The organism is Neobacillus sp. NRS-1170, assembly GCF_050468025.1.
Genome location: NZ_JBITPF010000049.1, coordinates 1 through 21,832, shown reverse-complemented (window position 1 = coordinate 21,832; position 21,832 = coordinate 1). Strand labels below are relative to the sequence as shown.

The following is a 21,832-nucleotide window of genomic DNA, read 5'->3' as shown; positions in this document are numbered from 1 at the left end:
CGGTGAAGGATTGATTCTATGAAACAACGAGACATTTTTATCGCATTTTTTCGCAGCAGTATGCTTGGATATGGCGGGGGACCTACCACGATTCCTCTCGTTCAAAAAGAGGTAGTGGAACGGTTTAAGTGGATGAACAATGAGGAATTTGGCGATGTGTTAGCCATAGCCAATACATTGCCGGGTCCCATTGCCACCAAGATGGCAGGCTATATCGGATTTCGCATTGGCGGTGTACCAGGAATGCTCAACGCCGTTTTTGCCACCATCCTGCCTACGATCATTTTAATGGTTGTATTGCTTAATACATTAATCCAGTTCAAAGATTTGAAATGGGTTCAAGGCATGACAAAGGCAGTTGTACCGGTAGTAGCAGTGATGCTTACAGTCTTAACGTGGGAATTTGTCCAGAGTTCGGTTAAAGGGCTTAAGTGGTTTTTCACCACCTTGCACATCCTTGTCGCCTTAGTTCTGATCGAATTCTTCGGCGTTCATCCCGGCATCGTTATAATAGCTCTTTTAGTCATTGCTGTCGTAAAACCTGCCAAAACATCTGAGAAAAGGGCCAAGCAGAAGGGATTGTCCATATAATGATTTATTTGCATATTTTTTGGGCCTTTTTCCTTACGAATATTTTAGGGTATGGCGGAGGCCCAGCCACCATCCCTCTTATTCAAAAAGAAGTAGTAGACCACTATCATTGGGTCACTGCACAAGAGTTTAATGAAGCATTAGCGATGGGGAATGCCCTGCCCGGCCCGATTGCCACCAAGATGGGAGGCTACATCGGATATCAAGTAGGAGGCTACATTGGTTCGGGGCTGGCAGTCTTGGCAACAGTCGCTCCGTCTCTTATTTTGATGCTTACGCTAATGGGGCTTCTCTATAAGTTTAGGAAGTCTCCACAAGTCAAACGCATGACGCTTTACGTCAAACCGACCATTGCCGTACTTCTTGGAGTGATGGCATTTGAATCATTCTATGATTCTTACTTTCAAATAGGGATCGGACACATTCTACTTTTAGGAATAGGCAGTTATTTATTAATGGAAAAAATGAAGGTACACCCCGGATTAGTCGTATTTGCTTCACTCGTATACGGTGCATTCATTTTATAGAAATTTTGCTTTCGGTCATCGAATCACCTTTTACTGCAAAAAGGTAACGGTTTTTTATTCGTTGTTGGAAGAATTGACTTTCCGAGACCAGGGGAACGGTTCCTCTGGTTTTTGTGCGTTGTTTGACAAATTGGCCTTCCCATCTAAAACCATGAGAACCGTCCCTGTGGCATTTCTAGGTATTTCCTCCCTAAATTTTTCATTTTTCATAATAAACACTACATTTTACATATTCTAATATCATAATTTTCTTACTATAATTATAGAACCTAGTTTAATGAGAGCAATTAAAATATATATTTATGTTTTTTTGTTTTTGACCTCATTCACATTGCTTTCAGTATCCATAAAAGGAGATGTTTAAATGTCGATTTGGATAATTGTTATTTCTCTAATTTTCATCCTATTGATCATACTGGAAGAAACAGGTCCTTATATTTTGAGTCAATATTTAAACGGATTGAACAATGGGAAGCAACTGAAAATGAAGAAAAGAATGAAGGACATTTTCCCTTCTTTTATGAAAAAACTACAATCAAATATACATGAATCAAATAAAGGAAAAAGTTCACAAGGTATTCTAAAAGGTTTAAGCAGGGGCCTCAAAAAGGATTTAGTGGTATTTTTCTATAAAGCTCTCATTAAGCCATTACGAATGATAAAAAGTGGCTATTTCTTAAAGGTAGTCAAGATGATTACAAATCATGAGGTGATTAGGTTCATCTACAAATATTTAAAGGGATTCTCCATTACGAAGGTCATAAAAAAATCAACCAACAACAGGCTTTGAAATTAAGAATGATAAAGTAAAAGGCTTTATGTAATTTCTAGATTGGAGGGAATCAAATGAAATTCAAGGCAAAGAAGATCGCAGAAATAGGGGATCATATCCTTTTTAAGAATGGAATCCAAGGGGTCGTTGAGAAGGTCCATGAAAATTCAGTCATTGTAAATATAACCGAAAATAAGACGGAATTGGAGTTTGGAGGAAATAGAACAGTTATATCGCATAAAAATTATAAGGTTATTGATTTTGCATGAAGCGAAAGGAAATCATTTATCCGCCATCTTATATGAAACTTTATTTTACTCCGTTCTATTCAAATATAAATATGTAAGCGTTTCCTTTGTGCGGTGAACAAATAGAAAATAACTAATGAGTCTTGGACCTTGGGGGGGAATATAACAATTAGGGGGAAACGACCAATGACAAATTATCAATCCTATCCACTGAGCGAAAAGGAATTGAAACGATTATCATTAGGAACCGTTACCAAGAAACTATTTGATTTACACTTACAAGATCCGAAACGATATTCCGCTGAATTTATCTTGAAAGAATTATTTATTTATTATAGTAACCTGCAATTGGATATGGAGGAAAAATAACAAGAAGCTTGGTATTCACTGACGGGTTTATTGAAGAGGTGTAATCATTAATATCACACTGTGAAACACACGGCATTTCAAATAGGAAAATAGCGTGTGTTTTTTTGTGGTGAGTAAAAGGGGCAAGTTTGTTGTGATGAAGAAAATAGAGATATACGCCTATGATAAAGTGAATAAAATTTAATCAAGGGGGGCAAATAGTGAAAAAAATCGCGTATCTGTTTGCTATATTAACATCCATTATTGGGTTAGCTGCGTGTAATCAACATCAGGATGAAAAACCAAATCATAATGACCCGAAATCACATGCACCAGAGGACAAAGTTTATGCAAACAAAGCGTTTAAAGATGTGGTCGTAGCTGAATCAGGAGATAAAATCATTGTAACAGGGAAGGCTCAAGTATTTGAAGGCGTGTTTCATTATGCTCTTTATGATGGGGAAAAAGTGCTGCTCGAAAATAAATACCAAACAGATGGTGCACCAGCCTGGGGAGAATTTGAAATTACCTTTGCAAAAAAGTTAGTAACTACGAATGATATTGAATTGGAATTATTTGTATTTTCAGCGAAAGATGGTTCAAAAGTGGATACGTTAGAAATTCCCATTCCAAAATAGCAATATATTGTTGGTCTTTTATGGGAAGTATAATAGGATTTATTGTTGGATTGGGTTTATAATTGAATATGTTGTAGATTGTATGAAAGGCTCTCTGTCAATTGTTTGGCAGAGAGTTTAATTATGAATAATGGTCAAGAGAGGTACGTTAAGTGAAATCTAAAACAGCTAAAATGGGAGTCGCAGTATTTATTCTGTTTGCTCTAATCCCTTTATACCTATATTTTTATCATGCTGGAGCTAAGGAAAATGGAAATAAGGAAATTGTAGGGCAGCAAAAGGAAGGTACAAAAACAGGTAAAAAAGGGGAGGAAAAGAAGGTTTCTGCTGTATCATTGGACAAAGAAAAGAACCCTTCCCCAAAAATTGGTGAGGTAGAACTCGAGAAATCTAAAGTTGTGTCTGACCCCAAGGGAACAGCCGCTGCTGAGGAGGAGAAGGCGGTGCCAAGCGGATTTTTAGTAGTAATTGATCCGGGTCATCAGGAGCGGGCTAACTTGGAGAAGGAGCCTATCGGTCCAGGAGGAACGGAAACAAAAATTAAGGTTACGGGCGGAACTTCAGGGGTCACAACAGGAAAGCCGGAATACAAATTAACTTTGGAGGCATCCCTCATTTTAGGTGAGTTGCTGGAATCTAGGGGGGGAAAGGTAATTTATACAAGGACAAGTCACAATGTTAATTTAAGTAATCGGGATAGAGCGGAAATTGCCAATGAAAATCACGCAGATTTATTTATTCGTGTCCATGCTGATGGATCCACAGATAGAAATGTCAGAGGTTTTTCGGTTCTCACGCCGGCGAAAAGCAGTCCATATACGAAAGCTATTTTCGAGGATAGTTTAAAAGCATCCCAATTTATTATAGATGAAACCAGTAAAAATGCAGCCGTAAAAGTAAATGGGATTTCTTATAGGGGAGATATGACGGGCTTTAACTGGTCTAAGGTTCCATGTACTCTTGTGGAAATAGGCTTTATGACTAACCCAACTGAAGAAAAAAATCTATCAGACACCGTCTACCTAACGAAATTACTTACGAATGTAGCAGATGGAATTTCGGATTATGCAAACTATAAAGAATAGGGTAGAACAATGAAGGGAACGTATATCGGGCAGCGATACACCCTCAGCAAAGAAATGTGATAGTAGGAAATGGGCTTCTTTTTAATGGAGAAATCGACAACCTTTTCACCGTATTACATGGAAGAAGCCCATAGGAGATAGGCTTTAAGTATTCTTTAATCAAACGTTTGTGTAGGAAAAGAAGATAAATAGTAGAATCAAGTAGGTTGGAACGAATCTAATCATTCCCTGGGGAATATTGTCGATTTATCTGACAGATCCCTATCGTTTTTTCTACAAAAAAATTTATTGACTAGATTATGGCTAATTTCCTTGATTGAAACAAAGCCATAGATTTAACGAGGACACGGGAATCATTTAATAAAGAAAACTTTCCACTACTGCAGTATGTTAAGACTTTATTAAGAATAATGAGCTATCCTTAGGACAAGCTTTTTCAAGACCCCCTTTTATAAATATTACTGGACGCCCTCAATGATTGTTTCGAACAGTCTTGAGGGCAATTTTTTTTGTGTAAAAAAACAAAGAATACCAAGGGGACGGTTCTCACGGTTTTTTGAACCATGAGAACCGTAGTCTTACAAGAATAGCTTCCTATTTGTCTTTAAAACATATATTTCTCAGCAGAATCAACAGTGTGTTTCAGCAACATGGCAATGGTAACAGGGCCTACACCACCGGGCACAGGTGTTATGGCACCTGCAGCCTGATAACAACTCTCATAATCTATATCTCCAATATTTCCTTTGTTATATCCCGCATCTAGGACAACGGAGCCCTCCTTTATCCAACTTCCTTGAATAAATTGGGGCTTACCAACGGCAGCAACCACAATATCTGCTAGTTTTAAAATATCAGGTAAATTAGCCGTTTTAGAATGACAAGTTGTAACCGTAGCATTTTCGTTAAGAAGCAACGCAGAAACAGGCTTACCTAGGATTGGGCTTCTACCAACAACAACGGCATGTTTACCTTCGAGTGAAATCTTGTAATATTTTATAATTTCCATAATGGCTGCTGGAGTACATGATGGATAATTTCCAAATCCCAATGCAGTCTGACCGTACCCAGCACTTGTAACACCATCTACATCTTTGCGAATATCGATTGCTTCGAAAGCCATTCGTTCATCAATCTGCGGTGGAACTGGATGTTGTAAAAGGATACCATGTACAGTTGGATCTTCGTTTAATTCTCTAATTGTTTCTAATAATTCGTTTGTCGTTGTTTCTTCAGGTAAATGTACACGAATAGAATTTATACCTAATTTTTTACAAGCATTCCCCTTCATTCTTACGTATGTTTCTGAGGAAGGATTATTACCAACTAAAATCGTGGCAAGGCATGGTGTGATTCCATTGTTTTTTAATGATTCAATTCGTCCTTTTAATTGATCCTTTATATTTTGAGCTACAACATTTCCATCCAAAATGATTTTCTCCATATTTTCGCCTCCAGGAATGATAATAAAAAAGAGATAAGGACAATATCCTTATCTCTAAAAAGGATAATCCCCTTATCTCTGCCCAGACGACCCGACAATTCCAATCACAGCTTCCTTGTGGTCTTTTCCACGGATGTCGTCAGTTACTGTGACTGCTTCATTTATAACAAAAAGATAACATATAAAAGAAAAATGTCAAGAAGACCAAGTGGAAGTTGGTGTTTTCAATTAATAAAAAAATATCTGTATTGAATCGATAAAATTCTATGTAGTTGTTTAATAAGAATAGAGGGAAGGTCAACGTAATGATTTATTGATTTAGTATGTTTAGCGTCCAATAATAACCTATTATAATCGTTCAGTAGTTTGTCTAGTTCTTGGCTGCAATAGATCGTTTCTTCATTTTGAAGTCCTTTTGTCATTCCTAAATGAATCATTTCGGCCTTTTTCTCATTAATTGCCTCTTCAAAGTGCTCCAGTCTCATTGCAGATATCACCTCGTAAATTTCAGTAAACTTTTAGTAAAGTAATCTTTATTGAGATGAATTATAGCATTCTTTACCTAATATGGAATAGATTCGATAAAACAAGATAAAAGGAGACAAAAATAGACGAAGAGTGTAGGTTTTCGACACGTGACATGGGGACGGTTCTTCTGGTTTTAACTAACCTCATCAGAAACCATGAGAACCGTACCTGTTGTGTTAAAACGAACATGCGTTCTATAATAGAGCAAGGGGTGATATTATGGAGTTCCTTCTGGATGTTAACTTAACGATCGATGGTTCAGGTGTTTCTTCTAGTGGATATTTTTATGCACGGAATAAAAGCGAAATTCCAAAGGTAGCCTATCAATTTATACAAGACAAAAAATGGGAAAGCGGATTTCGTAAAACGGTCATTAAAAAAGTGATTGTGAACGGGTCAGAAGATATCACTCAGGTAGTAAAAGAAATAGAAAGCCGGCCAATTCCTACATTGGATGATATCTATTGGTAAAAGCCAATCAATAGGGAAGCTCCTTGGGGACGGTTCTCCTGGACTCAACCTGCCATGGGAACCGTCCCTGTGGTCTCCAGCCAATCCCAGTCTGGGTCTATGCCATCAATAAATCCATAGGATATATGCCTTTTCGTGCCGGTTGCAGCGATCTTTTCTGAATAGTATTTCATGAATTTGTTGTTCACGATTCCATAAAAGTAAGCAATCGGCTTTTTAACAAGTTTGGTCAATTTTATTTTTCGAATAAGCTGCTTAAAGGCCTGAATGGAGATGTCCAGGATGTCATCGGTGTCATTCGCACAGTCAAAGCGAAAGGCAGCGATTTGTACCATATGCCAGTATTCTTCACAGCAAGGCGGAAGCATACGGACCGCGTGACCAATACGTCCTCTACTTTGCCCCAGTCAAAGACCGCCAAAACTGCGGCCTTCAAGTGGGCGATTTAAAAATTAACTTAAGATAAAATGGGAAGCTGTCTCAAAGTTTTTGAGTCAGTTTTTTTGGTTAATGTATCGATGTTATGCGAATTAATTTAGGCTAAAATTTACTAAGTGTACAAAATTTCTGAAATGCTGGTGGCACCCCTCTGAATAAAAAAATTTTTCCGTACAAACAATATGTATTATAGTACCAGTTCTGGAGGGTTTCGCATGGTAAATATTTTGGAAACTGTCATTGATGCAATGAAATCACTTACAGTTCAAGACGAAGACCAACCACTTCATGTGGGAGAAGTGATGTCATGCTGGATTTACTTAGCAGGACTTGAATTGGCTAAAACAACTGTTCAAGCAGGTATAAATACCACAACAGATGAAGAACTAAAAGCAATACTTGAAGAAGATATGAAATTAGGAACCAGTCAAAGAAAACAACTCCATGATTTCATGATTAAGGAAGGAATTCCGCTGCCTTCTGCCCCTGAAGATATGCCAAAATCAGACTCTAATAGTATCCCCCCAGGAGTTAAATTAACGGATGATGTGATAGCAAACGAATTATCATTAAAAATCTTAAGTTTAATTATGCGTGCAGCTGGTGCTGCCTCTGAATCGATTCGTACAGATGTTGGTTTATTATTTATTCAGTTTCAAACAGAAAAATTTGCCTTCGCTACTAGATTAAAACATTTAATGCGTAAACGCGGATGGATTAAAGTACCGCCATTTTACACTCCGCCTGGTTCCTAACTGCTATTAACTAAAACGATCGGGTGCTTTACTTCAACAGGAGTAAAGCATTTTTCTTATTCATGTAATGTAGAGGATAGTTAAATTTTAAGCGAGAGGAGAGTATGAACAACTCCCTTTCTTTTTTTGCATTATCTGCCATATTTACAGGAATAATAAAAGAAAATATGTGATGGGATTGAATATTAATGGTTGAACACTTACCCAAAATAACATCTTCTGAACTTTCGATGTTGTGGAGTACCTATATTGGTGACACCATGTCTATTTGTGTTCTAAAACATTTTTTACAAACATGCGAAGATCAGGACATTAAACCCATTCTTAAACTTGCTCTTAGCTATTCTTATGACCATGTGGCTCAAATATCGGATCTATTTACAAAAGAAGATATTCCACTCCCAATTGGATTTGGGGAACAAGATGTTAACTTGCAAGCTAAGAAACTTTTTTCGGATGTTACTTACATGCGTTACTTGCATCATATGGGGAGAACGGGATTGAATTCATATAGCTTGGCCAAGTCCGTCTCTGCTCGTAAAGACATTCGTAACTTGTTCAAACAGTTTTCAAACCAAACAGAAACGTTGTATGACCGTAATACAGAACTGATGCAGGAAAAAGGGCTCTTTATCCGATCTCCGTATATAAGTTATCCTGATAAAGTGGAGTTTGTTACAGATAAAAAATTCCTTGGTGGATTAGTAGGTCATCGACGGCCGCTCCTTGCAATGGAAATAGCCCATTTAGGGGTTAATATCGAGGTCGCAAATGTGGCGAAAACAATCCTATTAGGATTTAGTCAAGTCGCTCAATCCAAAAAAATTAGTGATTACTTTAAAGATGGATATGAATTAGGAAAGAAAATGGTTGAAGATTTTATGATAAAACTAAAAGAAGATGATAATTCTTATCCCTCCACATGGGATTCCACTGTTACAAGCAGCACAGAGGCACCATTTTCAGATAAATTAATGTTATTCCATACGAATGCCCAAAGTGCTATTGGTCTTGGGGATTTTGGACTTGCCATTGCCGCCTCACTGCGAAAAGATTTAACGGTCAATTATGAAGGGTACATCCTTAGGATCGGGGCTTATGCAGAGGAAGGGGCAAGAATCTTAATTGAACATGGATGGTTTGAAAAACCTCCCCAATCCATTGACCGGGAATCACTTAGAAACCAAAATAAATAATGAATAGGGAAAGAATTCAAGAATAAAAGAAATGATCGCAGCGGCGGTTATTTTTTTTGTTTGACTAACGAGGCAGGATAGTGGAGAAAAAAAATGAATATCATTTCTCAATAAAATTGTACGGATAGTAAACGCTAGTATTTTTGTACCTAGCGTTTTTTTTGTTGATTTTATAAACATAAAGGAAGAGTATTGAAGTATAAAGAGTGGTGAGTATTCCAGCTCCAACAGCCATAAAAAAGATTGTAGCAAGTTTTTTCTTCAATCCAAAAAACATGAGATGGCTCCCTTATCTTATTTATTACCAAACTTTGGATATTTATGTATATTAAAGAAATATTGTTCAATTATTGCTTGTTATAATTTGTTATAATCAAATAAATCTAATCATAATATTCTGGGTGTTTTAGTAATTTACTCCATTTAGAAAAGGAAGAATTGATCATGGTAGAAATAAGAACCCCCATTCAAGTTGGAGAAGCAGTTGAAAAAGTTATGAAATTTGCTCGTTTTGGAGAAGTGGAAGAAGTGAAGCTTGAGCAAGCTTTTGGACGGTACTTAAGCGAAGATTTAATAGCAGACCATGATGTACCTCATTTTAATCGTTCTGGCTATGATGGTTTTGCGATTTGTTCAAAAGATTCACAAACAGCAAACAGTCACGATCCTGTTGTTTTTGAGGTCATTGAAGAAATCGGTGCTGGTCATGTTGTAACGAAAGAAGTGAAACCGTTTCAAGCAGTCCGTATTATGACAGGTGCACAAATGCCAGATCTCTGTGATACTGTTGTCTTACTTGAGTCAACAAAGGAATTTGAGAAAGACGGAAAAAAATACATGTCCATAGAAAGATCTTTTCAAACGGGTGACAATGTATCATTTAAAGGTGAAGATGTAAAAAAAGGAAATGTATTAGTACCGAAAGGCACATATATTAACCCTGGTGTTCAAGCGTTACTTGCAACATTTGGTTATCATCAAGTTAAAGTTGTTAAAAAACCCCGTATTGGCATTTATGCAACAGGAACTGAACTGTTAGATGTCCATGAAGAACTTGAACCTGGGAGAATTCGGAATAGTAATGCCCATATGGTGCATGCACAAATTGAACGTGTTGGTGCTATTCCTCATTACTTTGGAAAGTTAGCCGATAATTTCGAAGACTGCTATAAAGCTATTTCAAATGCAATTAACCAAGTAGATATATTGATCACAACAGGTGGAGTATCGGTTGGTGACTTCGATTTTTTACCTGGCATTTATGAGAAGCTGGGAGCACGTGTATTATTTAACAAAATTGCTATGCGGCCAGGAAGTGTCACGACCGTTGCCGAATTGAACGGTAAATTGTTGTTTGGTCTTTCAGGGAATCCTTCAGCTTGTTATGTGGGGTTTGAGCTTTTTGTAAGACCCATAATTAAAACCTTATTTGGCTCAAAAAAGCCTCATTTAAAAAAAGCAAAAGCAATTTTACAAGCAGATGTTGCAACTTCAAATTCATTTACTCGTTTTGTTCGAAGTTATCTGTCTTATAGCGATATGGGGTTACAAGTCGTACCAAGTGGATTTGATAAATCAAGTATGGTTTCAACCATAGCAACAGCAAATGTTTTAATGGTGTTGCCAGGCGGGCCGACAGGTTTCAAAGCGGGGTCGGCAGTCGATGTGCTGCTTCTTGAAGATGTTGAAGGCAGCGAGTGGCCGTGGTAAGGAGCTAGAGTAGTTTACAAGTATCAACTGTCCATCCAAAGAACTGATTTACGTTCAAAAAAGAAGGCTCCTGAAATGTTAGAAGCCTTCTTTTAGTATGTCTCGTATATAATTTTTCCTGTCTGTGAGGTATCATAATCTCCTAATGAGTTTATTTCTGACTGAAATTGCCGAGAAGATAGAATCGCTTTTACGGAACTTATTAGTCCTTCGGTTTTTGGGGTTTTTACTATAATCAGGTCATATCGTTCTGTAATTAATGGAACAAAATCAATTCCAACGATTTTAGCCGCTTTCTCAATTCCCACTCCTACATCTGCTATTCCAGTAGAGACTGCTGAAGCAACACTTAAGTGGTTGGTTTCTTCATGTTCATACCCCTTAATGTTTCTAAAGGGAATCTTGTTGATTCTAAGCTGTTCATCAAGAAGAATCCTTGCTCCAGACCCCTTCTCTCTGTTAATGATTTTCACATCATTTCGTTTTAAATCAGCCCAAGAGGTGAGATTTAAAGGGTTTCCTTTTTTTACGTACAAACCAGCTTTTCTTGAAAGAAGATTGATCAAAATAAAAGGATTACTCACCATAATTTTTTTAACGTACGGCAGGTTATACTCGCCTGTATCCCCGTCAAACAGATGCAAGCTAACGATGTCACCTTCGCCAGTATACATAGAGATAAGGCTGTTTAGACTTCCAGTAAAAGATCTAAGTGATTTAAAGGATGAATTTTTCTCAATGTGTTTACCTAGAATATCTAAAACGATGTCTTGTCCACTAATGACAATGTTTAGTGTATCCTTTGTTCCATTCTTGTGGAAATCCATAACAGGGGGTGTAGGCGAAGGCTCCTGATTCGTTTTATGACTTTTTATATAATTATCCAAGTCTTTTGCATCAATTCTCATCTGTCTTCCTACACGAAATACAGGCAGCTCCCCTTTTTTTACAAGGTCATAAAGGGTTAATTTCGATACTTTTAAAAGCTGTGAAACCTCTTCAATGGTATAGGAAAGCTCCTTTGACATATATATCCCTCCATCTTTTATTTTAACTTACTTCATTAAATAAAAGTAAATTCTCTATAAAGAAATGGCAAAATGTGATATATATTCTATTCATTTTAAATATAACTAATTATAATTAGTTATATGTAGTTATGATTGGTGTGAAAGGGAGAGTGTGATGAAAAAATTAAATCTTATATTTTTCACGATGATGCTATTTTTATTAGCATTATCTGGATGCGCAAAAGAAGAACAAACGAAAAAAACAGCTTCTGAAAAGAAAGTAGAATTAACCATTTCAGCAGCAGCAAGTTTGCAGAATGCCTTAACTGATATTAAAGCAGATTTTGAAAAAGAACACCCTAATGTAACTTTAAACTATAACTTCGGAGCTTCCGGTGCACTTCAGCAGCAAATTTCTCAGGGAGCACCTGTCGATCTGTTTTTTTCTGCTGCTGAGGACAAATTTCAAAAATTAGTACAAGATGGCCTTATTGAAAAGAAAAATGGAACAGATTTAGTAGGTAACGACCTTGTCTTGGTAGTACCAAAAGATTCAAATAAAGGAATTAAAACCTTCGAAGACCTTGCAAAAGCTGATAAGGTAGCACTTGGTACCCCCGAGTCTGTTCCAGCGGGGCAATATGGTAAGCAGACCCTGGATATGTTAAATGTTTGGAAATCAATCGAAGGAAAAGTGGTATATGGAAAAGATGTTCGACAAGTGCTTACTTATGTCGAGACGAACAATGTTGACGCAGGTATTGTCTATAAGACAGATGCATTAACTTCTCAAAAGGTTAAAATTGTTGCTACTGCAAAGGAAGACGCACACGATCCGATTATATATCCAGTAGGCGTAATCAAAAGTAGCACCCATACAAAAGAAGCCAAACTATTCTACGATTATCTTCAAAATGACCAATCAATGAAGACGTTAGAAGAGTATGGATTTAAAAAATTAAAATAGTGAAAAATGGCAACAAGATTTTGGTCGATCGAGGGCGATGCTTAAATAAGGCATCGCTTTTTTTATTCACTAAAGAAAAGTTCCCACTGGTTATGTTACTATTTTAATCTTCTTTGACTAATCCCTTTTTCTTTAGAAATAATGATAATAATGAAGAAAAATAATTGAGTGGTTACAAAATTACGCGGCTCATTATTTTATGGAATGTTTTTGATTTATCCCATAACTTATTGAAATAAGGGGAATTTATGAATATATCCATCATATCATCCGTCATTTTATTAATTCTCATTTCATCTTGTGTTACACCCAAAAAAATGCATATTTTTGAAATCATTTTTATTTGGCTTGTCGTGTGGCTACTCATGCAACCGATATCTTGGATCATATACGTTAATTTAACCTGGATGAAAGTATCGACGAAGATAGGGGATTTTTGGGCTTATGCTTTTGATAGATTAATTCTTCTTCCGCTTTTGATCGTGCTCTTTTTTGAGGTTTCGTTGAGATTCAATCGAAAAACAGCAAAATGTTTCATTCTTTTCGTGGCAATATTAATTTTAATGCTGGGTGAATATGGTTTGCTCAGTTTGGGAGTTCTTCAAGATGTTAAGTGGAATATTGTCTATTCTTTTATTGAAAAGTCCTTTATTTTACTCGTTTCTTATTTTTTATGGATGAAATTTAGGAGAAAATTTTTTTAAGAGGAGTTTTGGTACCCATGTTTTTATATTTACCGAAACACTTTGATCAAAATGAATGGTTCATTATCATTGTTCTGGTTTTAAGTATTTTCTTGGTGAGGCTGCCTAAAAGAATGCCTACCGAAGTTTCTTACTTAATCGTCCTATTAAGTCTTGCTATTCCGAACATCATCGACCATAGCATTGCTGCCATATCTCCTTATGACGTATATCGAATCAATGATTCGGAGAAGTATGAAGTGTTTGATATTTTATTAAGCGGAGCTTATATTCCGTTTGGGTATCTTTGTGTGTATTTTTATGAATGGTTTAGACCGAAAAAAATGAAGATTGTATTTTATATTCTAAGTTGGTCCCTTTTTTCTATTTGTTTCGAATTTGTCATTGTAAAATTGCATGTCTTTACATATCACGGGTGGAAATTGGTCTATTCTTTTCCCACCTATTTGCTGGTTATTTCTCTATTCATATCCTATTATGAGTTCCTTCTTTTCCACCACAAAAAAAAGATGGAATCCGAAACTCATTATAAGAACACTTAAGTTGCCGTATGTAGGGTTTCTTTATCGGAAATCTATTTAGCTGTCGTTGGGGCAGCTTTTTCTTTTTGTGCTAACGGGACAGGTTAGTTAATTAAGGGGTTGGTTATGAATGTCGAATTTGACATAATTGCGACGAAAAAAATCCAGTTTACCTACTGGATTTATTACGAGTTATGAATAATTGGAAGCCATAAATTACAAAAGCGTAGCAAATGGCAGTGTAAAAGATGAGTTTTGGCTAGCAGTATGCCTTGAGTTACTGATTAGTCTACTTGACCTTATTTTTTTGTCCAGTTAAGTGTAGCTGATTCAACGCATATATAATAAAATGGCATCAATTTGCTAGTACACCTTGATACTTACTTTCAAGAACACTTTTTGCGTAAGGACATACAGGAATAATATATAAGTTTTCATCTCTTGCATATTCAGCTATCTTATTTACTAATTTTTTGCCTAATCCACGACCATTATGTCCCTCGTATACAACTGTATGGCTTACAATAATTAAATTTCTTCCATTTACATCTTTTCCGCTTGGGATAAATTGAATTCTTGCAATAATTTCATTAGATTCCTCAATATAGAATTCATTCTTGCCCATTTTAATTTCAGTCATTTCCTCATTCTCCTAACTTTTTTAGTTCTGTTTATTTTTGCTCATAAGTAAGTGCTCTGCTTGGACAACGATCAATCACTTCCATGATTTTTTCAGCTGTTGCATTCTGTGGTGATACCCAAGGTCTTTTCTGGGTATTGAATACACTTGGCAATCCTTTTACACATTCTGCTGCATGTTTGCAAATATTGGGTTTCCAATATATTTTGATACCTTCAGCTTCATAAGTTTTAATATTTTCGCTCATAATATCCTCCTTCTAATAGTTCTGTGGGAATAAATTTTAAATTCCTCTTAATTCTTCCTCTGATCTAAATTTCACAAAACTGTATGATGGGTTTTTACCAACAAACGAGCGAGCCACTTGGTAGCAACATGATAAATTTTTGAAAAACAATATTAATTTAATAGTACTTTATGTTATGAGGAATCTCCAATTTGAGACTTGTTATTTAAAAATAAAATAATGTAGACGTAGTGATGTTATTTATAATTGGATTTTATTCCACAGAAATATAAACAGTAAAGGGGCAGCATTCATGTAATAAATAAGTGGTAATTGAGTAGGTTTGTGAAAAATTGTACTTAAACTAACGGGTGCAAGAGTTTCTATACATTCTTGTCTAGGCTGCCACTTAAGTGGGCATAAATTTTTGTATTCGTTGAGACAGAACTACAACCAGGAAGATAAAACCATAAAATGCAGTAGAACAGCATTAGAAATAAAAAATATAAATTCCGAGTTGACAGATTGGAAAAGTTTTTTTATATTAACAATATGAAAAAATTATTAATTATGAATTGTTTGTATTTATTGTGCTTTTGCCATAATTAAAATATACAGAGTCTATCAGACAACTGAAGGCTCCAACTCTTAGTATTTAGCTAGGAGTTGGAGTTTTTTTATTATAAAATATTCCCAATTATTTTAAGTTCTGTTAAAGTTTAGTGATTTTTTTGCCAATTAAACCAAGTTATCTTATAGGAAAAGTTATATAAGGGGGTGGCATTTAAAATGTGTGAAAACGTACAAATGCTATTCAGATAGAAAAGTTAATGATTGTTTATTCCACATTTAAAAGGAGGAGAAGGATCATGGGTGTTTCAGTGGAGTCATTGAATAAATCATTCATTAAACAGCATAAAAAAAACCAAGTATTACAAAATGTTAATTTCCAAATAAAACAAGGCGAATTCGTAACCGTTATCGGACCGAGCGGATGTGGTAAGAGTACACTATTGAAGCTTATTGCGGGCCTTGATAACGAATATGAAGGATCTATTAAAATCAATAACCAAGAAATTGCAGGGCCAAGCATCAAACAAGGATTTGTTTTCCAGGAACACCGCCTCTTCCCTTGGCTGACGGTGGAGAGGAACATTGCAGCTGATTTATCCCTCAAAGACCCTAATGTCCGCAAAAGAGTTGATGAACTCATTGAAATTGTAAGATTGAAAGGGTTTGAAAAAGCATATCCAAAGGAGCTTTCAGGAGGGATGTCACAACGGGTGGCGATTGCTAGAGCATTATTGAGGGATCCAGAAGTGCTGCTGCTGGATGAACCGTTCGGTGCACTTGATGCCTTTACTCGAACACATTTACAGGATGTGCTGTTAGATATTTGGCAACAGAAAAAAACAACTATGATTCTAGTTACGCATGACATTGATGAATCTATTTATCTTGCTGATCGAGTCGTGATCATGAGTGCAAGACCAGGCCAAATCAGCAATATTATTCCCATCGATTTACCGCATCATCGCAAAAGAGCGAGTCACTCATTTCAAGAATTTAGACAAAAGGTACTAAGTGAATTTGAGAAAGTAGAAGAACTTCAGTTGATTGAAGGCTCAGGTATTTAGAGGAGGATGGAAAAGATGTTTAAAAAGTTTAAGGTTTCTTTATTAATATTTACAGCAATTATGATAGGGATTTTATCGGGATGCTCATCAAAAACGACAACAGCAAATACAGCTGCAGGAAAGAATGGAAACTTGACAGTTAACATAGGAATCCAACAAAGCTTGGGACCGTTATTGATTGCAAAGCAAAAAGGTTGGTTCGAAGAAGAATTTAAAAAGGTTGGTGTAAAAGTAAACTGGACGGTATTCCAAAGCGGTCCTCCGCATTTCGAAGCAATGGCAGCTAATCGATTGGACTTTGGCGCAGTCGGCAATTCACCTGTAATTGCAGGGCAGGCAGCAAATATTCAGTTTAAGGAAATTGCAAGTTCTAGCGATGGGCTTAAAGGAAACGCGATTATTGTTCGTAAAGACAGTCCGTTAAAAACACTAAAGGATTTAAAAGGGAAAAAAATTGCAGTGGCAAAAGGAAGCAGTGGGTTCAATGTACTGTACCGTGCTTTGGAGAAAGCTGGTTTGAAGCCTGGTGATGTAGAAATTATCCAATTGCAGCCAGATGAAGCACAGCCGGCGTTTGAATCAGGAGCTGTTGATGCTTGGTCCATCTGGGAGCCTTTTGTTTCTCTACAGACTTTAAAGAAAAACGCAAGAATACTAGCGAATGGTAAATCATTGAATGTTTATTCACCGGGATTCGTAATTGCACGTACAGAATTTGCTAAAGAGCATCCTGATCTTGTTGTACGCTTTCTAAAGGTATACGAAAAAGCGCGTTTATTTGAAAAAGAGAACCGTGAAGATGCAATCGATTTGTATGCAAATGCTAAAAAAATTGATAAGGATGTCATAAGCAATGTACTCGAAAAAAATGAATCTCTTAATCTTCCAATATCTGAAGAAATCATTAAAGCACAGCAGGAAACAGCAGATTTCCAGTATTCCCTTAAAGCAATTACAAATAAAATCGATACATCAAAGGTAGTCGATAATTCGTACATTAAGAAAGCATTAAAGGAACTGAAGGAAGAAAAAACTAAGTGAGGTGGTTTTGAGATGAGCAAAGCAAAACTAGCATTTCCATCTGAAAATTTGGAGAGTAAATTTAGGAATCCTGCAGTTACGAAACAGGCGAAGAGCACTAAATTCCAAGGCTCTGCATTAATAATGACACGCGGCTTGGTGTTACCCATCATTATAGTAGTTGTATGGCAGTTGGCAGGATCACTTCTACATGTGTCTAATACGATATTACCTACACCTTTAGATATTTTTCATTCCTTTCTGGAATTAGCTAGAACAGGTGAATTATTTGGGCATATAAAAATTAGCGTTTTTCGTGCTTTAATTGGATTTATATTAGGTGCAAGTTTGGGTCTACTGTTTGGGACGTTGACCGGTCTCTCTAATAAAGCAGAGCAATTTGTTGATCCTTCTTTGCAAATGTTACGAACCGTGCCCCATTTAGCATTATCACCATTATTTATTCTATGGTTCGGTTTAGGAGAATTATCAAAGGAATTGTTAATTGCACTAGGAGCATTTTTCCCCCTATATGTAAATACATTATTGGGCATTCGCGGAGTAGATAAAAAATTATTTGATGTAGCACGCATTTTGGAATTTAGTAGATGGAATCAAGTAACCAAACTGATTTTTCCGGCTGCTCTCCCCAATATTTTACTTGGGGTTCGCCTATCCTTAGGCGCTGCTTGGCTGGGATTAGTTGTTTCCGAATTGATGGGGGCAAGCGAAGGTATCGGCTATTTGATTATGGATGCAAGACAATTTACCCGCACCGAGGTTGTTTTTGTCGGTATTATTATCTTCGCTCTTGGCGGTAAAATAGGTGATTCGCTTGTTCGTGTATTAGAGTCAAGATTCTTAAAATGGCGGGATAGTTATCAGGGCGAAAATGCTGCTTAAACATTCATAGGGTTATGGGAATAAAAGAAGATTACTAGTGCTTAAACGACGGAATAACTAAAACTTTAAGGTTTAATCTATTAATTACTATTATTTTGTCCTAAGAAGAGGAGAGATGTTTATGTCAAATATCGTTATTATTTCTGGCAGCCCTTCTACTTTATCTCGTTCGTCTGCTATCTCTGCATTTTTGGAAAGTATTCTTATAAAGGAAGGAAATCAAGTAAGTACGATTACTGTCCGTAATCTGCCTCCAGAAGATTTAATATATGCAAATTTTAATAGTCCAGCCATTCAACAAGCAAAATTGCTAGTGGAACAAGCAGAAGCAGTGATCATTGTAAGTCCAGTGTATAAGGCGAGTTATCCAGGAGTTTTAAAAACCTTTTTAGATTTGCTCCCTGAAAAAAGTCTTGAAGGTAAAATCGTATTTCCAGTTGCAACCGGAGGTACTTATGCGCATCTTTTATCACTTGAATACTCATTTAAGCCTCTTTTCTCCGTTCTAGGTGCAAGGGAGAGTGTAGAGTCTGTATATATGGTAGATTCACAATTAACTTATTCGGGACAAGAGATTACTTTTGTAGATTCTGAAATTGAGCAAAGGCTGAAATCTGCTATCGGCCAATTACTGGAACGATTGCAACGAAAAGAATTACAAGAAATTCGATAAACATAAAATGAACGATATTTAGTAAAAAAAACTAATAACATACAGGGAGTGTAATAATGGAAATTTTATGGTTTATTCCAACTCATGGGGACAGCCGGTATTTAGGAACAACAAAGGGAGGACGATTAGCTGATTTTACTTACTTTCGTCAGATCGCTCAAGCGGCTGATCGACTTGGATATACAGGGGTATTAATTCCAACAGGAAGATCGTGTGAGGATCCATGGACGTTAGCGTCATCATTGGCTGCTGTAACGGAACGTTTGAAATTTTTGATTGCTGTTCGGCCGGGAATAATGTCTCCTTCTGTTGCAGCAAGAATGTCTTCCACAGTGGATCGCATTTCAAATGGACGTCTTTTAATTAATGTCGTCACGGGTGGTGATCCAGTAGAATTGGCTGGTGATGGATTATTCCTTTCTCATGATGAACGTTATGAAGTAACAGATGAATTTTTAACTGTCTGGCGTAAGCTTTTAGAAGGAAAAGAGGTTCAATTTGATGGGAAGCATGTGAAAATTGAAGGCGGGAAACTGCTCTTTCCACCTGTACAGCATCCTCATCCTCCTATCTATTTTGGCGGTTCATCCCCAGCTGGCCAAGCCGTTGCGGCAAAACATACAGACGTTTACTTAACATGGGGAGAACCTCCTGCACAAGTGGAACAAAAAATAAAGGAAGTTCGCCGTTTAGCTGAACAAGAAGGAAGAACAGTACGATTTGGCATCCGACTACACGTAATCGTAAGAGAAACAGAAGAAGAAGCATGGGAAGCTGCTGATCGTTTAATTCAATATGTAGATCAGGAGACGATTGAGGCAGCACAACGTACTTTAGCCCGTCAAGACTCTGTAGGGCAGCAGAGAATGATGAACCTGCACAAAGGTGGAAGAGAGACGCTGGAAATCAGCCCGAACCTTTGGGCAGGGGTTGGTCTCGTTCGTGGTGGTGCTGGAACAGCACTTGTGGGAAATCCAACACAAGTGGCAGAGAGGATGAAAGAATATTTTGCGTTAGGTATCGATACCTTTATCTTATCCGGATATCCACATTTGGAAGAAGCATATCAATTTGCAGAGCTAGTATTTCCGCATTTACCGTTGAAAAAAAGAGACGCTATCAACATCACTCAACAAAACAATCAGCCTATTGGAGAAATCATTGCAAATCAATATGTGCCTGAAAAAGTTTAATAATTTATATTAGCGAAAAGGGAGGAGGACATAGACCTCTTCCTTTTTTCATAAATAACTATATATATTCCTGCATGAAGGCAAAATGCCATCGAAACCAATTGATAGAAAAAATGTTGATAAGATAAAAAGATGATTTAATCATTTACGAGGAGGATTTATATGAAATTCAGCTATGTGACCAACCTTAACTGCCCAAAGTGTCATACTATCTATTCTGTTGACGAAATTCAACAATTATGTGAGTGTGGGTCCCCTTTATTAGTGAATTATGATTTGGAATCGTTAAAGCAGGATTTAAATAAAAGTACATTACTAAATAGAACGAATAGTTTATGGAGTTCCGCTAACGGGGCAGGTTACTCGAAAAGGAATATTGACATTATATATAATAAATACTAATTAGCTAAACTTGAAAGAGAAACAGGAGAAATGAATGACGAAGAAAGCTATGATAACCATAAGCCTAGCGACAAAATAAAAGGTCGGTTAATGACTAACCGGCCTTATATGTACATTTTCAATTAGGGTTTAGGTTTTTTTGATTTTGTTAGCAGAATGTTTACTTAATTATTACGAAAGAAGAACCAGTGGATACATTACCACCGGAATACTCAAAACTATCAGTCACCTTACCATCGACGGTTCCGGAAACCGAGACATTATGGTAATCTTTGAAAGTACCCTTAGAAAGTTTGATGTACTGGTCGAAATCGATCTGGACATTTTTATCTGTATATTTTGAGGTAGAATAACTCTTTGGATTGAATTCCCAGGTAAGATTGATAGACTTAGTACCAGCAGGAGTTTCAACGCCAGTGCAATTTCCTTCTTCATCGCAAGTAAATTCAACTTTATTTACTTCTACAGTCTGATTCACTTTGGCAGTACCTTTGTGAATGTCAAAAACCACTTTGGTTGCTGGAACTACAGCGCTGCCATAAAAGGCTTCGTCTTTTTCATAATCGTAGGATTGGTAATAGAGGATGTAAGAATCCTTATCTTCAAAGTTAGTATTAAGGTCTACATTGGTATCGAGGGTACCTTCTGACCCATAGAACGAAGCACCTTGAAAAGAACCTTTGTAAACAGGGGAATTGCTTTGAGCCATTGCTGGCAGGGCCATAGTCAAAAGGAATACAACTGTCAGAATCAAAACTTTCACTTTTCTCATTAGGAACCCCCAATTATTGGAAACCTAAACCCTGTCCTAATTGTACAATATGGAAGACTAAATGTAATTTAGTAAAGTTCGACAATTTCCACAATTTTGAGAAATTGATAGGGAGTTGTATTGGCGTTTGAAGGGGAAATAATAAAGTTAGTTTGTGAAAAATTGTACTGATATGAACGAAACTGTCAATGCTCCCTACACAAATTGATTTTGGATCGGTTTTTGGGCAACTTTAAGAAGAGAAGCGTTTTTCGGCTTCTTTGCTTATTAGTTGGGATTCAGCCTTTCAAGGCTAGGGGATCTCCTTCTCAGCTTACTGACTGCTCCTCAATCTCAAAATTGGCTGTCAAGTGCTTTCCTTGACAGGCAATTTTGAGATTGAGATACTTTTTAAAGCTGAGAATGAATAAATT

At 36.7% G+C, this 21,832-nt stretch carries 25 protein-coding genes and 1 riboswitch; of the genes, 18 read left to right on the top strand and 7 right to left on the bottom strand.

The genetic code is table 11. The features are described 5' to 3' along the window. Positions 1–18: 18 nt before the first annotated feature. The 7 genes from ACIFOT_RS20735 to ACIFOT_RS20705 all read left to right on the top strand — a co-directional run bounded on the left by ACIFOT_RS20735 (position 19) and on the right by ACIFOT_RS20705 (position 4,209). Entirely contained in the window at positions 19–591 is a 573-nt protein-coding gene (locus ACIFOT_RS20735; protein WP_430067239.1) for a chromate transporter, read from the top strand. Then, positions 591–1,118, top strand: a complete 528-nt coding sequence (locus tag ACIFOT_RS20730) for a chromate transporter (protein WP_430067238.1) — start codon at positions 591–593, stop codon at positions 1,116–1,118. Before ACIFOT_RS20735 ends, ACIFOT_RS20730 begins: the two co-directional genes overlap by 1 nt. Before the next feature lie 364 nt (positions 1,119–1,482). Beyond that, positions 1,483–1,908 (top strand): hypothetical protein, encoded by a 426-nt coding sequence (locus ACIFOT_RS20725; protein ID WP_430067236.1) that lies wholly within the window; start codon positions 1,483–1,485, stop codon positions 1,906–1,908. Between the two features lie 56 nt (positions 1,909–1,964). Beyond that, positions 1,965–2,159 carry a DUF2187 family protein gene (locus ACIFOT_RS20720; protein ID WP_430067234.1) on the top strand — a complete coding sequence of 65 codons (195 nt, stop codon included), beginning with the start codon at positions 1,965–1,967 and terminating at the stop codon, positions 2,157–2,159. A gap of 165 nt (positions 2,160–2,324) precedes the next feature. Beyond that, entirely contained in the window at positions 2,325–2,507 is a 183-nt protein-coding gene (locus ACIFOT_RS20715) for a hypothetical protein (RefSeq protein WP_430067232.1), read from the top strand. Positions 2,508–2,707: 200 nt separating this feature from the next. Then, on the top strand, positions 2,708–3,124 hold the full coding sequence (locus tag ACIFOT_RS20710) for a Gmad2 immunoglobulin-like domain-containing protein (protein ID WP_430067230.1): 417 nt from the start codon (positions 2,708–2,710) through the stop codon (positions 3,122–3,124). A 152-nt stretch (positions 3,125–3,276) separates the two neighbouring features. Further along, a complete protein-coding gene (locus tag ACIFOT_RS20705; protein ID WP_430067228.1) occupies positions 3,277–4,209 on the top strand; it encodes an N-acetylmuramoyl-L-alanine amidase family protein in 933 nt (310 codons plus the stop codon). Between the two features lie 604 nt (positions 4,210–4,813). Here the strand turns inward: ACIFOT_RS20705 and ACIFOT_RS20700 are convergent. Together ACIFOT_RS20700 and ACIFOT_RS20695 are read right to left on the bottom strand one after the other, a co-directional pair. Then, positions 4,814–5,653 (bottom strand): bifunctional 5,10-methylenetetrahydrofolate dehydrogenase/5,10-methenyltetrahydrofolate cyclohydrolase, encoded by an 840-nt coding sequence (locus ACIFOT_RS20700; protein WP_430067226.1) that lies wholly within the window; start codon positions 5,651–5,653, stop codon positions 4,814–4,816. Positions 5,654–5,726: 73 nt separating this feature from the next. After that, positions 5,727–5,810: riboswitch (ZMP/ZTP riboswitch) on the bottom strand. Positions 5,811–5,877: 67 nt separating this feature from the next. Then, positions 5,878–6,138 carry a Spo0E family sporulation regulatory protein-aspartic acid phosphatase gene (locus tag ACIFOT_RS20695; protein WP_430067224.1) on the bottom strand — a complete coding sequence of 87 codons (261 nt, stop codon included), beginning with the start codon at positions 6,136–6,138 and terminating at the stop codon, positions 5,878–5,880. Positions 6,139–6,400: 262 nt separating this feature from the next. Between ACIFOT_RS20695 and ACIFOT_RS20690 the strand changes: the two genes are divergently transcribed. Then, positions 6,401–6,652, top strand: a complete 252-nt coding sequence (locus ACIFOT_RS20690; protein ID WP_430067222.1) for a hypothetical protein — start codon at positions 6,401–6,403, stop codon at positions 6,650–6,652. Between the two features lie 44 nt (positions 6,653–6,696). Here ACIFOT_RS20690 and ACIFOT_RS20685 read toward each other — a convergent pair whose 3' ends face one another. After that, positions 6,697–6,987 carry a hypothetical protein gene (locus tag ACIFOT_RS20685; protein ID WP_430067221.1) on the bottom strand — a complete coding sequence of 97 codons (291 nt, stop codon included), beginning with the start codon at positions 6,985–6,987 and terminating at the stop codon, positions 6,697–6,699. A 318-nt stretch (positions 6,988–7,305) separates the two neighbouring features. Between ACIFOT_RS20685 and ACIFOT_RS20680 the strand changes: the two genes are divergently transcribed. The 3 genes from ACIFOT_RS20680 to ACIFOT_RS20670 all read left to right on the top strand — a co-directional run bounded on the left by ACIFOT_RS20680 (position 7,306) and on the right by ACIFOT_RS20670 (position 10,751). Next, positions 7,306–7,845, top strand: coding sequence for a DUF3231 family protein (locus ACIFOT_RS20680; RefSeq protein ID WP_430067219.1), 540 nt, complete (start codon positions 7,306–7,308; stop codon positions 7,843–7,845). 188 nt (positions 7,846–8,033) lie between these two features. Further along, positions 8,034–9,041, top strand: a complete 1,008-nt coding sequence (locus ACIFOT_RS20675) for a DUF3231 family protein (RefSeq protein WP_430067217.1) — start codon at positions 8,034–8,036, stop codon at positions 9,039–9,041. A gap of 444 nt (positions 9,042–9,485) precedes the next feature. Next, positions 9,486–10,751, top strand: a complete 1,266-nt coding sequence (locus ACIFOT_RS20670; RefSeq protein ID WP_430067215.1) for a molybdopterin molybdotransferase MoeA — start codon at positions 9,486–9,488, stop codon at positions 10,749–10,751. A gap of 92 nt (positions 10,752–10,843) precedes the next feature. Here ACIFOT_RS20670 and ACIFOT_RS20665 read toward each other — a convergent pair whose 3' ends face one another. After that, positions 10,844–11,779 (bottom strand): substrate-binding domain-containing protein, encoded by a 936-nt coding sequence (locus ACIFOT_RS20665; RefSeq protein ID WP_430067213.1) that lies wholly within the window; start codon positions 11,777–11,779, stop codon positions 10,844–10,846. 154 nt (positions 11,780–11,933) lie between these two features. Between ACIFOT_RS20665 and modA the strand changes: the two genes are divergently transcribed. Both modA and ACIFOT_RS20655 read left to right on the top strand, forming a co-directional pair. Then, positions 11,934–12,728 carry a molybdate ABC transporter substrate-binding protein gene (gene modA, locus ACIFOT_RS20660; protein WP_430067211.1) on the top strand — a complete coding sequence of 265 codons (795 nt, stop codon included), beginning with the start codon at positions 11,934–11,936 and terminating at the stop codon, positions 12,726–12,728. Positions 12,729–13,449: 721 nt separating this feature from the next. Further along, positions 13,450–13,974 carry a hypothetical protein gene (locus tag ACIFOT_RS20655; protein WP_430067210.1) on the top strand — a complete coding sequence of 175 codons (525 nt, stop codon included), beginning with the start codon at positions 13,450–13,452 and terminating at the stop codon, positions 13,972–13,974. Between the two features lie 334 nt (positions 13,975–14,308). On the opposite strand, the gene ACIFOT_RS20650 is transcribed toward ACIFOT_RS20655, so the two are convergent. Together ACIFOT_RS20650 and ACIFOT_RS20645 are read right to left on the bottom strand one after the other, a co-directional pair. Continuing rightward, the gene (locus ACIFOT_RS20650; RefSeq protein WP_430067208.1) at positions 14,309–14,593 is read right to left on the bottom strand and encodes a GNAT family N-acetyltransferase; all 285 of its coding nucleotides are present in this window, start codon (positions 14,591–14,593) and stop codon (positions 14,309–14,311) included. Positions 14,594–14,624: 31 nt separating this feature from the next. After that, positions 14,625–14,840 carry a (4Fe-4S)-binding protein gene (locus ACIFOT_RS20645; protein ID WP_223596467.1) on the bottom strand — a complete coding sequence of 72 codons (216 nt, stop codon included), beginning with the start codon at positions 14,838–14,840 and terminating at the stop codon, positions 14,625–14,627. 848 nt (positions 14,841–15,688) lie between these two features. On the opposite strand from ACIFOT_RS20645, the gene ACIFOT_RS20640 reads away from it, so the two are divergent. From ACIFOT_RS20640 to ssuD, 5 genes are all read left to right on the top strand, one after another. Beyond that, complete coding sequence (locus ACIFOT_RS20640; protein ID WP_430067206.1) at positions 15,689–16,456, top strand: ABC transporter ATP-binding protein; 768 nt, start codon at positions 15,689–15,691, stop codon at positions 16,454–16,456. 15 nt (positions 16,457–16,471) lie between these two features. After that, positions 16,472–17,497 (top strand): aliphatic sulfonate ABC transporter substrate-binding protein, encoded by a 1,026-nt coding sequence (locus ACIFOT_RS20635; protein ID WP_430067204.1) that lies wholly within the window; start codon positions 16,472–16,474, stop codon positions 17,495–17,497. A gap of 12 nt (positions 17,498–17,509) precedes the next feature. Further along, on the top strand, positions 17,510–18,379 hold the full coding sequence (locus ACIFOT_RS20630) for an ABC transporter permease (RefSeq protein WP_430067202.1): 870 nt from the start codon (positions 17,510–17,512) through the stop codon (positions 18,377–18,379). 121 nt (positions 18,380–18,500) lie between these two features. Then, complete coding sequence (ssuE, locus tag ACIFOT_RS20625; protein WP_430067200.1) at positions 18,501–19,052, top strand: NADPH-dependent FMN reductase; 552 nt, start codon at positions 18,501–18,503, stop codon at positions 19,050–19,052. 56 nt (positions 19,053–19,108) lie between these two features. Further along, a complete protein-coding gene (gene ssuD / locus ACIFOT_RS20620; protein WP_430067198.1) occupies positions 19,109–20,245 on the top strand; it encodes an FMNH2-dependent alkanesulfonate monooxygenase in 1,137 nt (378 codons plus the stop codon). Between the two features lie 562 nt (positions 20,246–20,807). Here the strand turns inward: ssuD and ACIFOT_RS20615 are convergent. Continuing rightward, positions 20,808–21,419, bottom strand: a complete 612-nt coding sequence (locus ACIFOT_RS20615) for a hypothetical protein (RefSeq protein WP_430067196.1) — start codon at positions 21,417–21,419, stop codon at positions 20,808–20,810. Positions 21,420–21,832: the final 413 nt, after the last annotated feature.